This window comes from Actinobacillus minor NM305, assembly GCF_000175195.1.
Lineage (GTDB): Bacteria > Pseudomonadota > Gammaproteobacteria > Enterobacterales > Pasteurellaceae > Haemophilus_A > Haemophilus_A minor.
In genome coordinates, this window is record NZ_ACQL01000085.1 from 1 (window position 1) to 14,138 (window position 14,138).

At 40.0% G+C, this 14,138-nt stretch carries 16 protein-coding genes and 1 pseudogene; 10 read left to right on the plus strand and 7 right to left on the minus strand.

Going from position 1 to position 14,138, the window contains the following annotated elements; genetic code table 11:
• Positions 1–267 precede the first annotated feature (267 nt).
• From AM305_RS04250 to AM305_RS04280, 7 genes are all read left to right on the plus strand, one after another.
• On the plus strand, positions 268–1,284 hold the full coding sequence (locus AM305_RS04250; RefSeq protein WP_005823443.1) for a YeeE/YedE family protein: 1,017 nt from the start codon (positions 268–270) through the stop codon (positions 1,282–1,284).
• A gap of 9 nt (positions 1,285–1,293) precedes the next feature.
• The gene (locus AM305_RS04255) at positions 1,294–2,670 is read left to right on the plus strand and encodes a rhodanese-like domain-containing protein (protein ID WP_005823444.1); all 1,377 of its coding nucleotides are present in this window, start codon (positions 1,294–1,296) and stop codon (positions 2,668–2,670) included.
• 116 nt (positions 2,671–2,786) lie between these two features.
• Positions 2,787–3,575: a TatD family hydrolase gene (locus AM305_RS04260; protein WP_005823445.1), complete on the plus strand. Its 789-nt coding sequence runs from the start codon at positions 2,787–2,789 to the stop codon at positions 3,573–3,575.
• Between the two features lie 11 nt (positions 3,576–3,586).
• Complete coding sequence (locus AM305_RS04265; protein ID WP_005823446.1) at positions 3,587–4,111, plus strand: DUF1523 family protein; 525 nt, start codon at positions 3,587–3,589, stop codon at positions 4,109–4,111.
• Positions 4,112–4,231: 120 nt separating this feature from the next.
• Positions 4,232–4,936 carry a UDP-2,3-diacylglucosamine diphosphatase gene (gene lpxH / locus AM305_RS04270; RefSeq protein WP_005823447.1) on the plus strand — a complete coding sequence of 235 codons (705 nt, stop codon included), beginning with the start codon at positions 4,232–4,234 and terminating at the stop codon, positions 4,934–4,936.
• A complete protein-coding gene (locus AM305_RS04275; protein ID WP_005823448.1) occupies positions 4,933–5,724 on the plus strand; it encodes a glycosyltransferase family 2 protein in 792 nt (263 codons plus the stop codon). Before lpxH ends, AM305_RS04275 begins: the two co-directional genes overlap by 4 nt.
• A 1-nt stretch (position 5,725) precedes the next feature.
• Positions 5,726–6,103: a YbaN family protein gene (locus tag AM305_RS04280; protein WP_005823449.1), complete on the plus strand. Its 378-nt coding sequence runs from the start codon at positions 5,726–5,728 to the stop codon at positions 6,101–6,103.
• Positions 6,104–6,116: 13 nt separating this feature from the next.
• On the opposite strand, the gene cysE is transcribed toward AM305_RS04280, so the two are convergent.
• The 6 genes from cysE to lysM all read right to left on the minus strand — a co-directional run bounded on the left by cysE (position 6,117) and on the right by lysM (position 10,981).
• Positions 6,117–6,932: a serine O-acetyltransferase gene (gene cysE / locus AM305_RS04285; protein WP_005823450.1), complete on the minus strand. Its 816-nt coding sequence runs from the start codon at positions 6,930–6,932 to the stop codon at positions 6,117–6,119.
• A gap of 5 nt (positions 6,933–6,937) precedes the next feature.
• Entirely contained in the window at positions 6,938–7,948 is a 1,011-nt protein-coding gene (gene gpsA, locus AM305_RS04290) for an NAD(P)H-dependent glycerol-3-phosphate dehydrogenase (protein ID WP_005823451.1), read from the minus strand.
• A gap of 103 nt (positions 7,949–8,051) precedes the next feature.
• Positions 8,052–8,540: a protein-export chaperone SecB gene (gene secB / locus AM305_RS04295; RefSeq protein WP_005823452.1), complete on the minus strand. Its 489-nt coding sequence runs from the start codon at positions 8,538–8,540 to the stop codon at positions 8,052–8,054.
• Positions 8,541–8,549: 9 nt separating this feature from the next.
• Entirely contained in the window at positions 8,550–8,996 is a 447-nt protein-coding gene (locus tag AM305_RS04300; RefSeq protein WP_005823453.1) for a rhodanese-like domain-containing protein, read from the minus strand.
• A gap of 94 nt (positions 8,997–9,090) precedes the next feature.
• A complete protein-coding gene (gene tig / locus AM305_RS04305) occupies positions 9,091–10,386 on the minus strand; it encodes a trigger factor (RefSeq protein ID WP_005823454.1) in 1,296 nt (431 codons plus the stop codon).
• A gap of 151 nt (positions 10,387–10,537) precedes the next feature.
• Complete coding sequence (lysM, locus tag AM305_RS04310) at positions 10,538–10,981, minus strand: peptidoglycan-binding protein LysM (RefSeq protein WP_005823455.1); 444 nt, start codon at positions 10,979–10,981, stop codon at positions 10,538–10,540.
• 111 nt (positions 10,982–11,092) lie between these two features.
• Here lysM and AM305_RS04315 point away from each other — a divergent pair, with 111 nt between their 5' ends.
• Together AM305_RS04315 and AM305_RS04320 are read left to right on the plus strand one after the other, a co-directional pair.
• Complete coding sequence (locus AM305_RS04315) at positions 11,093–11,545, plus strand: DIP1984 family protein (RefSeq protein WP_005823456.1); 453 nt, start codon at positions 11,093–11,095, stop codon at positions 11,543–11,545.
• A 246-nt stretch (positions 11,546–11,791) separates the two neighbouring features.
• Positions 11,792–12,214, plus strand: coding sequence for a DNA polymerase III subunit chi (locus AM305_RS04320; RefSeq protein ID WP_005823457.1), 423 nt, complete (start codon positions 11,792–11,794; stop codon positions 12,212–12,214).
• Positions 12,215–12,288: 74 nt separating this feature from the next.
• On the opposite strand, the pseudogene AM305_RS04325 reads toward AM305_RS04320, so the two are convergent.
• A pseudogene (locus AM305_RS04325) lies at positions 12,289–12,848 on the minus strand (NADPH-dependent FMN reductase).
• A gap of 275 nt (positions 12,849–13,123) precedes the next feature.
• Here AM305_RS04325 and AM305_RS04330 point away from each other — a divergent pair.
• Positions 13,124–14,002, plus strand: coding sequence for an NAD(P)-dependent oxidoreductase (locus tag AM305_RS04330; RefSeq protein ID WP_005823459.1), 879 nt, complete (start codon positions 13,124–13,126; stop codon positions 14,000–14,002).
• Positions 14,003–14,138 lie beyond the last annotated feature (136 nt).

A 14,138-nucleotide genomic window follows, 5' to 3' on the forward strand; every position in this document is an offset into this window, starting at 1 on the left:
TTGTTGCACTTGGATTGTAAATTCAGCCTCAATAAAATGAGAGTAGGGACGCCACGCTGGCGTCCTAAATCAATATAGGTAAACTATTTCATATCTAATATTTTGGAACGGATACCAGTGTGGTATTCCTACATATTAAGTGCTACATAATACCGAGATTTGGCTCTTTTTTACTATTGTAAAATGCAATAAAAATCTTACCGCTTGACAGCACATCATTTTGCCGATTAAATATACATCTCTAACATTTGTATTAAGGGTTAATCAATGTTATCTGGTCTTTTTATCGGGATCCTATTAGGGTTCATTCTACAACGTAGTCAATTCTGTTTTGTTTCGGGCTTTCGAAACATTTTCTATCAACGCCAATTCCGTTTCCTTACTGCATTACTGATTGCTGTGAGTATCCAATCGGTTGGGTTATTTTTACTTGCTCATTTTCAGCTTATCGAGATTCCACAAACGACTTTGCCTGTTATTGCAACATTAGTCGGGGGCTTTGTCTTTGGTGCAGGGATGTCTATTGCCGGTTGTTGTGCCAGTGGTGGTTGGTTTCGTGGTGGGGAAGGTGCCGTAGGAAGTTTAATCGCCTTAGTCTGTTTTGCTCTGACGATGGCGGCAACGCAAACGGGCATGTTGAAATCTTGGGTAATGCCTTGGGTTCAGCAAACTTCCTCTTGGGACAACATTTATTTAACTTGGCAGATATCGCCTTGGGTTCTCGTTGGTTTGTTAATAGCTGTAACGGTAGCACTTGTTATCTACCAAATTCGTCACCCTCGTTTCCAACCGGTAGCGACATATCAAAAAACAGGCGTGGTTCATTGGTTATTTGAACGCCGTTGGCATCCTTATTTCGGTGCGGTTTTATTAGGTGGTTTGGGGGTTATTGCGTGGTTATTCAGTGCTGAAACGGGGCGGAACTTTGGGTTTGGCATTGCAATCCCTTCTGCAAATGTTATGCAATATATTGTGACAGGTCAGCAACGTTATTTGAACTGGGGCACCTATCTAGTGCTGGGCATTATATTCGGCTCTTTTATTGCGGCAAAAGCGAGTGGTGAATTTCAGCTACGTATGCCAGACGGTAAGCAATTTATTCAACGTGTTCTAGGTGGTGTGATGATGGGGATAGGTGCCGCATTAGCCGGTGGTTGTACAATAACCAATTCCCTTGTCGCAACCGCTTATTTTTCTTGGCAAGCTTGGATTGCAACATTCATGATAATGTTAGGTTGCTGGGTTGCCTCTGCGATTGTTAAACCAACGCAATGTTCACTTTAGGAGACGAAAATGAAAAAGACTTTGTTATTAACTGCGCTAGGATTAGCGTTAGCCGGCTGTAATGAAAAAAGTGTTCAAATCATTGAAACAGAGGAATTACTAAAGAATTTAGATAACCCTAACTATGTGATTGTGGATACCCGAATTGATAGCTATTTTAATGGCTTCAAAGAACCAAATGCGAGCCGAGGAGGGCATATTAAAAATGCGGTGCAATTTACAACGGAATGGTTAGATAACATTGCCGCAGATAAATTTGAAACTTTCGCTGCCGGTAAAGGGATCACGAAAGACAAAACGATCGTCTTTTATGATAGCAATCCTGATAATTTAGAGCGAGTGAGCGCGGAATTTGCGGCAAAAGGTTATAACGTTAAGGTGTTTAAAGATATTTTAAGTTATAGCAATGTGGAGAGTTATCCGTTAGAAAAATTTGCGCACTATCAGTTAAGTGTTTCACCTCAATGGCTGAATGTGGTGATGAAAGGGGAGAAACCTGAGAGCTATCAAAATGATAAATTTATGGTGTTTGAAGTTTCTTGGGGACCGCTAGAAACGGTAAAAGCTTATACACAGCATATTGTCGGTGCATATCATTTTAACACGGATTGGATTGAAAACGACCCGGTATGGAATTTATCCGATCCTAAAGTGATTGAAGCCAATTTACTCAAGAATGGGATCACAAAAGATAAAACCATTATTTTGTATTCGGATAATCAGCTAGCTGCATTACGTGTATTGTGGGCATTGAAATGGGCAGGTGTAGAAGATGTCCGTTTCTTAAATGGTGGATTGTGGGCGTGGAAAAATCTTGATTTACCAACGGAAACACAAGTCAATATTCCTACACCTGAAACAGCATTTGGTACAACCATTCCTGCAAATCCGAGTATTAACATCTCTATGCCGGATGATGTGTTAAAGGCCCAAAAAGAGCAAGGATTGAAATTGATCAGTAATCGTTCTTGGGAAGAGTATCTTGGTAATGTTAGTGGTTATGACTATATTCCGGGTAAAGGAGAGCCGCAAGGTGCTATTTGGGGATTTGCCGGTACGGATTCCTCTAATGTGGCGGATTATTATGATCCGGACGGTACCCTACGTAACCCAAATGAAATTTTTGCTTTATGGAAAACACAAGGCATTCAAAAAGATGAACCTTTAGCCTTTTATTGCGGAACAGGCTGGCGTGCAAGTGTTTCTTGGTTTATGACACAACTAGCCGGTTGGAAAAACAGCTATGTCTATGATGGTGGTTGGAACGCTTGGCAAATGGATTCCAAATATCCCGTGCAAAAAGGCGCCCCGAATAACATGAGCAAGCCGGATAGCCAAAATGATTTCGGTAAAGTGCAAAAATCAGGCGCATCTTGTAAAAGTTAAAAACCAGAAAGGAGCGAAAGCTCCTTTTTTGTTGCAAGCGGTAACATTTTCTTCATTTTTTGCGAATAAATTTGCGGTATAATGCCAAGTCAATTTAGTGAGATTAGGAAAGCATTTTGAACGATTTATTTATTATTGACTCCCACTGTCATTTAGATGCATTAGACTATGAAACGCGTCATAAAAATGTGGACGAAGTTATTGAGAACGCCAAAAAACGAGGTGTACAGCATATTCTTTCTGTGTGCACTACATTAGGACGATTTGAGGCCATGAAGCAATTAACTGCTCATCGTAATGATGTGTCTTTAAGCTGTGGCGTACATCCATTAAATGTGGAAGAAGAACCTTTCGACTACGAAAAATTATGGCAATATGCACAAGATCCAAAAGTGGTGGCGATTGGTGAAACAGGATTAGACTATCACTACACGCCTGAAACAAAAGTGCTACAACAGCAGCTATTTGCTCAACAAATTGAAGTAGCAAATAAAGTGAATAAACCTCTTATTATTCACACTCGCTCAGCGCGTCAAGATACGATGGATATGTTAGAACAACACGGTGCAGAAAAATGTGGCGGTGTATTGCACTGTTTTACCGAAGATTATGCCATGGCAAAACGAGCATTAGATATTGGTTTTTATATCTCGATTTCTGGGATCATTACCTTCCGTAATGCAGAAGAATTGCGAGATGTAGCGAGAAAAATACCGCTTGATCGTTTATTGATTGAAACGGATTCGCCTTATTTGGCACCGATTCCTTATCGAGGAAAACCAAATCAACCTGCTTATGTGCGCGAAACTTGTGAATATGTTGCGACCCTCAAAGGGGTTTCAACAGAAGAATTTGCTCGCATTACCACGCAAAATGTGCAAAACTTATTCAAAATTAACTTATAAGGACATTGACTATGCAAGCTATCCTTAAATATTTTCTGATTTTAGTGTCGCTTTCTTTTTTCATCGTCTTAGGTGGTGCGGTTAATTACGCCATGCCAAGTTATGAAGATACGGTTGTAACCGGTATGGAAGTTCGCCGTATGGATAAAGATGGTGTTATCAGCAAATCCAATCCGGCAGATGGCGAAGTCCGTGATGTTTATTTCCTTTTTACAGAAAACCCTGAAACGAAAAAAATCATGGTTTACCGTAATGAAGATACCGGCTGGGGCTTGCCGCCTTATTTCAAATTTGGTTCAGCGGATATTCAAGCTAAGGCGCAAGCCTATGCTAATGAGCACCAACGTGTGCAAATTAAATACTACGGTTGGCGGATTAACTGGTTAAATGAGTTTAGGAACATTGTTTCAATTAAGCCACTACAAGCCGATGAAACTGTTTCTCGCCCGATTGTAAGCTATGTGCTTTATGCAGTAATCGCATTACTCTTTTTCCTTTCTTTTCAACTGATTCGTGGTATTTTCCGCAAAGAATAAGTTGCTTTATCTATTAGCCCACTTTAATAAGTGGGCTAATGTTTTTAAAAACGCCAAGATTTTTATTTGCAACCCTACCTACTTTTCGCTAAATTAGAGCATTTCCATGGTAAGCGAATAATGCCTATGATTTATTTCATTTCCGATCTTCATCTTAATGAATCTCAACCTGAGATAACGCAGCTTTTTTTGCAATTTATGCAGCAAAAAGCACCGCTTGCAGAGGCGGTTTATATTTTGGGAGACTTATTTGATTTTTGGATTGGCGATGATGAACAATCTGCGTTGATTAGCGAGGTGAAGTCAGCCATTAAAACGCTTACCGCAAGCGGTGTGAAATGCTATTTTATTTGCGGAAATCGTGATTTTTTAATTGGTAAGCGGTTTGCGAATGAGACAGGTATGATATTGCTTCCGGATTATCATTGCATCGAACTCTATGGCAAAAGCACCTTACTTTGCCACGGCGATACCCTTTGTATTGATGATGTGAAATATCAACAATTTCGGCAAAAAGTGCATCAAAAATGGCGTCAATGGTTATTTTTACGCTTGCCATTATCATTAAGATTAAAAATTGCCCAGAAAATCCGAATGAAAAGCCAGCTTGATAAGCAGACTAAATCCAACACGATTATGGATGTTAATGCTGCATTTACGGTCAATATGGTAAAAAAATTTAATGCTACACAACTGATTCATGGGCATACCCACCGACAAGCGGTGCATTTTGAACCTGATTTTACAAGAATTGTGCTAGGCGATTGGAAAGCAGATTATGCTTCTATTCTGAAAGTGGATAAGCAAGGGGCGGAATTTATATGATTGATGTTGTTATTCCTTGTTATAACGCAGCTACGACATTACAGCGTGCTGTGCAGAGCGTATTAAATCAGCCTGAATTAGGTCTATTGTGGATTGTTGATGATGGCTCCACAGATCAGACTTTTGCGCTTGCAAAATCTTTTGAAGCGCAACTCCCAGATAAAATTCGGGTGGAGAAAATGCCGCAAAATGGTGGTGTTGCAAAAGCCAGAAATTGGGGGGCTTTGCAAAGTGAGGCAGAGTTTATTGCATTTTTGGATGCGGATGATGCTTACGAAAATGGGGCATTACAAGTCGCCAAAGCGATTTTTGAGTTCCAACCTGAAACGGCTGTTGTTCGCTTAGAATTAAAACCGGTGGGGATTCCGGAGCGTTATGCTTCCCACGCTGACTTTGATTTCGCTTGGCAGCATATGCGGATGACCTGTGGCGGCAACGTTGTTTTTCGCCGTGCTTTTTTCTTAGCCTGTGGCGGTTTTCCACAACATGCATTGTTCCGAGAATTGGGCGGAGAAGATGGGGCATTGGGGATCGCTACCACAAAAGTGGCTAGAGTTGCTACCGCTTTTCAAGATGTTGGCGTCTTGCATTATTGCCGAGAAGGTATGCATGCGGAAAGGTTACTCGATGCGCTATTATTTGGCATACAGCCGAAGGGGGTTACACCAGAAAAAATGGCGCAAGCCGAAGCAGTTACCGCACAGATTTGTCATCAGATTAACCAATTAAAAATAGGGTTGAACAGTGATGAGATTGGAATTCAGCCTGTCAAATTACAATGGGGTTAGTATGCAAAAGTGGGTTTACATGAGCATCGGTGGTTTGGCGCTTGGCTTGGGCATTCTGGGGATCTTCTTGCCCGTTCTTCCAACCACGCCATTTCTATTACTAGCGCTATTCTGCTTTAGCCGTAGTTCAGAAAGATTGCATCAGTGGTTTGTCAATAGCCTGTTTTATCAAAAGTATTTAAAGGAATTTGATGAAAAACGAGCAATGACCATGAGGCAAAAACTCACAATTTTAGCTATTGCCTTTCCATTTTGTTTTTTTACTTTTCTAACTGTGAATAGCATTTGGGCAAAAGGTGCATTAATGCTTCTTGTTTTATTTCAGTATTGGTATTTTTTCTTTCGTATTAGAACGATTAAAACACGCCAAGCCTCATAACTTGGCGCTTATGCTAGATACCTTCTCCATAGGTGCCTTCGATATCTTCAAAGTATTGGTTCATATCAAATGCCGGTTTTTGTTCTGAAGATTTACTGATAATACGGGCAGGGACACCTGCTGCTGTTGCATGATCAGGAACGGGTTGTAATACGACAGAGTTTGCCCCAATTTTGGCATATTGACCGATTTCAATATTACCTAAAATTTTGGCGCCCGCCCCAATCATTACCCCTTCTCGAATTTTAGGATGACGATCGCCATGCTCTTTTCCTGTTCCCCCTAAGGTAACTCCTTGTAAGATGGAAACATCATTCTCAATAACAGCTGTTTCACCGACAACAATCCCCGTTGCGTGATCAAACATAATGCCACAACCGACACGAGCGGCTGGATGAATATCAACATCAAATGCTACCGAGATCTCATTTTGTAAGTAAATCGCTAAGGCTTTGCGTCCTTGTTTCCAAAGATAATGGGTCACACGATAGCTTTGTAAAGCATGAAAGCCTTTGAGATAGAGAAGTGGCGTGGTCCATTTATCCACCGCAGGATCTCGAGTGCGGACAGCTTCAATATCGCTGGCGGCACTGTTAATAATTTGTGGATCGGCAAGATAGGCTTCTTCAATGATCTCTTTTAATGCAATGGCTGGCATAATCGCATTTGCTAATTTGTTTGCCAAAATATAGCTAAGAGAGCTACCTAAATCGGAATGTTTTAAAATCGTTGCATGAAAGAAGCTCGCTAGCATCGGTTCATTATCCACCAGTTCCTGAGCTTCTTTACGGATCTCTTGCCAAATCTGTTGCGCTTTTTCATTTTTCATGCGGATCACTCTCCTTTACGTTCACGCCCAAGTAGCTCTTTGGTGACTTCTGTTGCACTTTTTCCTTCAAACAGCATTTGATAAATTTGCTCAACAATCGGCATCTCAACCCCTTGTTTTTGTGCTAACAAATAGGCCTCTTTGGTGTTGTAGAAACCTTCCACAACTTGTCCAATTTCGGCAATGGCCTCTTCTGCTTTTCTGCCTTGCCCTAAGGCGAGCCCAAAACGTCTGTTGCGTGATTGGTTGTCGGTACATGTCAGCACCAAATCGCCGAGCCCGGCCATTCCCATAAAAGTTTTAGGATCAGCGCCGAGCGAAAGCCCTAAGCGGCTAATTTCAGCTAATCCACGGGTAATTAAAGCAGTGCGTGCGTTTGCACCAAATCCCATACCGTCTGAAATACCTGCCCCTATCGCAATGACATTTTTAATTGCACCGCCAAGCTGTACGCCAATCATATCGGTGTTGAGATAGACACGGAATGCTTTAGAACAGTGAATGCGTTGCTGCATTTCATCTGCAAATTGAGGATCGTTTGAAGCTAAAGAAATGGCGGTTGGCAAACCTTCTGCTAATTCTTTCGCAAAAGTTGGACCAGAAAGCACGGCAAGCGGATGATTTTCGCCTAAAATTTGCAAAGCGACTTCTTGAAGTAATCGCCCAGTATCTCGCTCTAACCCTTTTGTTGCCCACATAATGCGATGTTCTGGGCGGATAAAAGGTTTCATCGTTTTTAAGACATCAGCAAATACATGGCTTGGTACAACGATCAATAAATCATTCGCTTTTGAAAGGGCTTGCGCTAAATCACTTTCAATTTCGAGTGCTTCAGGGAAAGGAATGTTGGGTAAAAAGGCTTTATTTTCCCGATCTTGAGCTAATACCTGCATCGCTTCGGCTTGATGACCCCATAGGTAAGTTTTGTGTCCATTACGTGATAATGCAATGGCGAGCGCCGTGCCGTAAGAGCCTGCGCCTAAAATTGTAACAGGTGCCGAATACATTGATGTCATAGATATTCCTTTGCAAAAAATAAGATCAATTAGACCGCTTTATACCATAGCTAAAAATAAAAAAATAGGCATGTTTTCACATACCTATTTTTTCTGAGCGTAATTAGTTTGCCGGTTGCTCTGCTGCCGCTTCTTGTTGAGCAAGATAATCCGCAAATAAAGCGTTGAAGTTTACCGGAGAAAGATTTAACGCTGGGAATGTACCACGATTTACGAGGCTTGCGATTAACTCACGAGCGTAAGGGTAGAGGATTTCCGGACATTGTGCCGCAAGCATATGCGCTAATTGGATACCTTCTAAACCTTTAATGGTAAATACACCGGCTTGTTTAACTTCACAAATGAAGGCTGTATCACCGCTGTCTTCTAAGGTTGTAGAAACATTAATGTGTAACACAACTTCATAAAGATCTTCACCTAATTCACGTGTTTCAGTATCAAGTTCAAAACCTAATTGTGGCTTCCATTCTTGGTGGAAAATGTTAGGTAAGTTTGGTGCTTCGAAAGAAACATCTTTGACATAAATACGTTGAATTTGAAACTCAAAAGGTACTTCAGTTTCTTGAGTCGCAACTTGATTTTCTTCAGACATACGATTTCCTTATTTTTTTACAGTTGGAAGGTTTGCTGATCTCCAGCCTAAAAGCCCTTCTTTTAGCACATAAACTTTAGCAAAGCCAAGTTTGGCAAGTTGTTCTGCCGATGAGTTTGCATTAAAACCGTTGCCATCAACAACAATGACGGGTTGAGTTTTAAATTTCTCAATGGCATTGATTTTACCGCTTTTAATATCACTTGGGTGAATGCTATGGCTCTCCGCAATATGTCCATTTCTAAATTCTTCATCCGAACGAATATCTAAGAAAATGGCATTATCACGATTTACCAATTCAGTTGCTTGTGCGTTATTAACCACTTTAAATTTGCTGGTTAAGCCTTTGTACATGCTAAACAGAACCGCAACAAAAACCGCAACCCACGCTGCCACGAGTACAGGGTGTGCTGAAATGAATTGTTGAAGCTGTTGAGTAAAAGTAAGTTGTTCCATAGCTAAATTCTCTAAGTCTTATCAAATAAAAATTGGTGTCATTGACCATTTATTTTTAAGGTGGGCATTTGCCCACCTTTTAAACTTAAAGAGATTAAGCTTGTTGTGCCATTACTTCATCAAATGACATTGCTTTCTCAGTTACTTTCGCTTTTGCTAACACTGCATCTACCGCTTGTTCTTCTAATACCACGTTACGGATATTTTCAGTTAATTGACGGTTTTTCGCATAGTGAGCAACAACTTCCGCTGGTTGTTCGTAAGCTGATGCGATATCTGCGATCATCGCTTCAACACGTGCTTCATCTACTTTTAATTCGTTAGATGCGATCACGCTTGAAAGTAATAAACCTACTTGAACACGACGTTTTGCATCTGCTTCAAATAATTCAGCCGGTAATTGTGCAGCCATTTCAGGTTTACCACCGAAACGTTGAACCGCTTGCTGACGTAATACATCAACTTCTTCAGCAACTGCTGCTGCCGGTACTTCGATGTCGTTATTTGCTAATAAACCATTGATTACTTGGTTTTTCACACGTGAAGTTAAGGCATTTTTTAACTCACGTTGCATGTTTTTCTTGATTTCTGCACGTAACTCTTCAACGGTTTTTGCTGAACCGAATTTTTTCACGAATTCTTCCGTTAATTCAGGAAGAACGATGTTTTCTACTTTTTTCAAGGTAATTGCGAATTTCGCAGCTTTACCTTTTAAGTTCTCAGCGTGGTATTCTGCTGGGAAAGTTACGTTGATGTCGAATTGCTCGCCAGCTTTGTGACCTACGATACCTTCTTCAAAACCAGGGATCATACGACCTTGACCCATTGCTAATACGAAGTCAGATGCTTTACCGCCTTCGAACTCTTCACCATCTACTGAACCTACGAAGTCGATTGTTACACGGTCATCTGCTTTTGCTGCTTCAGCCGTTTCTGCAAATGTTGCTTGTTGTTTACGTAACACATCAACCATTTTGTCTAAATCAGCTTCTGTGATCTCAACAACCGGTTTTTCAACTTCGATGTTTTCTAAACCTTTTAATTCAACTTCTGGAAACACTTCAAAAGTTGCTGTGAATGAGAAATCTTGACCTGGTTGGTAGTTGTTTGGTGTGAAAGTTGGACGACCTGCAAGGTTGATTTTTTCAGCGATAACCGCATCAAAGAATGCACGTTGCATTTCTTCAGATAATACATCTTGACGAGCTGCTAAACCAAAACGTTGCTCGATGATTGAGTGTGGTACTTTACCTTTACGGAAGCCATCTACGCGAGCATTTTTTGCATAGCCTTTTAATTGTTCTTTGTAACCAGCTTCGATTTTATCTGCTGCTACGGTAATTGTTACACGGCGTTGTAAGCCTTCTAAAGTTTCAATAGAAATTGACATTCTTAAACCTCAATTTGAGTATATAAAAGATAGAGAAATAGGCGAACATTGTAGCGATCTATCCGAGATCTGTCGAGAGAAAATCGCAAGGTTTATGTTATAAAAAATGGAGAATAGTGAAATACTATTCTCCATTTTGATATTTTAAGGATTAAAGACCTTTTGGAATACGGATTTTTTGACCTGGGAAGATCTTATCCGCATCTTTAATAACTTCTTTGTTAGCTTCAACGATTGCCGTATATTTTGCACCGTTACCGTAAGCTTTTTCTGCGATTTTCCATAATGTATCGCCTTTAGCAATGATGTAGAATTCATCATCACCAGCAATTTGTTCGCCATTTGCGATTTGAACATTATCGATATTAACGGTATCAATGCCCGCTACGTTACCAGCCATTAATACTGCTTTTTCAATCGCTGCTGCTGTTGAAGCAACACCACTTAAACTTGCTACGCCGTTTTCAACGGTAACTTGTACATTTTCAACACCAGGATTATCTTGTGCAAGATGTTCTGTTACTGCACTTGACGCTTCCTCTTCTTTTGTAAATAACTTGCGACCGATATCTGCTGCGAAATCAAATAAACCCATTTTCATATCCTCATGTTTAGGTAAATTAGAGAGTAAATTTAACATCATTCATCGAAATGATGTAGTTCTTATGTTAGAGTATTGCAACTCAATTTAGTTCAGGAGGAAGGAATGAAATTAGCAGAAGCCTTGATCGAACGTGCAGATTTACAACGCCGCTTAGAACAATTAAAGCAACGGTTACGCCAAAATGCCCAATATCAAGAGGGCGAACAACCTGCTGAAGATCCGAATAGCTTGCTTAATGAATATCATCAAATTACGCAGTTATTAGAGCAAATGGTGATTAAAATTAATATGGCAAACCATCGTATTGGCTTAGAAAATGGTTTGTTGATGGTGTCTGCATTGGCTCAACGAGACAGATTGAAAAATGAACATGCCATGTTAGTGGAATTAGCAAATGCCGCAACGCCAACCTTTGATCGTTATAGCCGTAGTGAAATCAAAATGTTATCTGCGATTGATGTTAAAGAACTGCGTAAACGCATTGATCACATCGCAAAACAACATCGAGAGCTCGATACACAAATCCAGCAAGCTAACTGGTTAAACGATCTTTGATTAAAAAGGTAATTTTTACTTCAAGGCGAATACAAAACCTCGCTTAAGGTTATATAGCGTCGAAATTTGTACAGAAGTGAAGAGCAGCTTTATTGATATACTGTGTAGCTCCGTACAAGTTAAAGCGTAAAGTGACCGTGTAGTTTGTACAACCCTGTATTGATTGAAGTAAAAATGGGTGGGATAGGGGTATTTTATGAAATGTGGTAAAAAAGATAAAAATCTGACCGCTTGAAGGAAGATGATGTGAAACAAGTACAATTTTATGTTTTAACCCAAGATAACATTTATGAACAAGCTTGCGATTTAGCCGCAAAAGCGTGGCGATTAGGAAAACGAGTACTTATTGCTTGTGAAACGGAACAGCAAGCCTTTGAAATTGACGAACGACTTTGGGCGAGAGAACCTGATTCCTTTGTGCCACACAATTTGTCTGGCGAAGTGACACAATACGCTACGCCTATTGAGATTTCTTGGAAAGGGAAACGCAATGCACAGCGTAGAGATCTGCTGATTTCGCTACAACAAGCGATTCCTGAATATGTGGCAAGCTTTACGCAAGTGATTGAGTTTGTACCTATTCAAGAAACAGAAAAAGCTCAAGCGAGAGAACGTTATAAACAATATCGCCAAATGGGCTGGCAGTTAAGTACGGAAACTTTAGCGTAAAAAAATAAAGCATAAAAACACAAAGCGGTCGTAAATCATCAAAAATTTACGACCGCTTGTTTTATCGAAGAAAATTAAAATTTCTCAACAAATTTTGCGTAGCCTTGAATAAAGCTCTCTAACAACTGAACAACTGAACAACTGGCTCAAGAACCACTTCGCCTTGCTCGTTAAACACACCATTAAATACGCCTCCCACAGAAGCATTTTGTGAATAAACCGGCATATTGATAAATGTACCTGATGCGATAGCACGTAATTGATCCGCTACACGCACCCCGCCAGCCATACCGGCTGCAACGGTTACGATCCCTGCCGGTTTGCCAATCCATTTACTTTGACCCATTGGGCGAGAAACAACATCAATCGCATTTTTTAACATTGCTGAAATTGCCGCGTTGTGTTCCGGGCTAACTAAAAGTACGCCATCTGCGTTTGCTACCGCTTCACGCACACGAGTATATTCTGCTGGAGAATTTTCATCTAAATCACGGTCGTAAAGTGGTAGATCGCCAATTTCAACGATATTTAATTGAATGCTTGTCGGTGCAATTTTTTGTAAGTGTTTAACAACAAGTCGGCTTGCTGATGTTTTGCTTGCACTACCAATAAGTACAGCGATTTGTTTTGCCATAATCGGATTCCTTTTTAAATAAAATACGGGATAAAAAAGTTAGGTTATTTTAATGAAAAGTATAATGATGATAAACCTCTATTCAGTAAAAATACTCTTTACCCTCACTTAATAATCGTTTTTGACCAATCGCATTGATTTGCAACAAATTTGTACAAATTTTGAGATGACGATACCGATTATGTTATAGTGCTATCAGCAAATCCTCAGGGTATAGTGATTTGCGAAAGCCCTTAATCAAGGAAATGCATAGTTAAATAATAAAGGAGAAAATTATGCAAAAATTTAATACAAATCAAGTTGGCTGGATTGGCTTAGGTCAAATGGGTGAACCTATGGTTAAGCATTTATTAAATCAAGGCACTAAAGTGGGTGTTTATAACCGTAGCAAAGCAAAATGTGAGGCAGTTGTGGCATTAGGTGCAACGGCTTACGATTCCGTCTTAGAATTAGTGCAAGCAAATGAGATTATCTTTTTAATGATTGCAGACTATCAAGCGGTACAGCAGGTATTAGACGAAAAGGTTTTATCAGCATTAAAAGGGAAGCTCATTGTGAATATGAGCACGATCTCGCCCGTTCAAAACCAAGCAGTGGAAGCATTATTAGCACAATATGGTGCAGAATTTGTGGAGGCACCGGTTTCTGGATCAAGCAAGGTTGCTGAAGCAGGTAAATTGTTAGTTTTAGCTGCAGGTAAAGAGGAAATTGTTGAGCAGCTTAAACCATTATTCTCAGCGTTTAGCACCACGACTTTTTATTACGGCGAAGTTGGAAAAGCAGGTGGAATGAAATTAATGATTAACTCATTATTAGGTATCTTCATTCAAGCCTATGGCGAAGCCCTTGTATTTGCAGATCAGTATGGTATCCCTAAAGAAAAAGTCATCGAGATGATCTCAGGTTCAGCAATGAATACAGCTATTTTCCAAGCGAAAGTGCCAATGTATCTACAAGACGACTTTAGCCCGGCTTTTATGATGAAACATATGACGAAAGATTTTAATTTAGCTAAAGCAGAAATGTTAAAACAAGGTCGAGCGTTCCCACTTATCGAACAAGCCGCAACTAGCTACAATCAGGCAAATGACGCTGGTTTAAGTGAAGTGGATATGGCTGCGATTTATCAGTTTTTAGCGAATAGAGTAAAATAACGTAAGTGACTCTTTATTACAAAATTAAACAAATTTAACCATCGTACCTCTATAATAAAGAGGTATAGTAAAACAAAGTTGGTAATAATTACTCAAACTAATTCTTACCAACTCTTTTATTTAAAAAAATCTTATA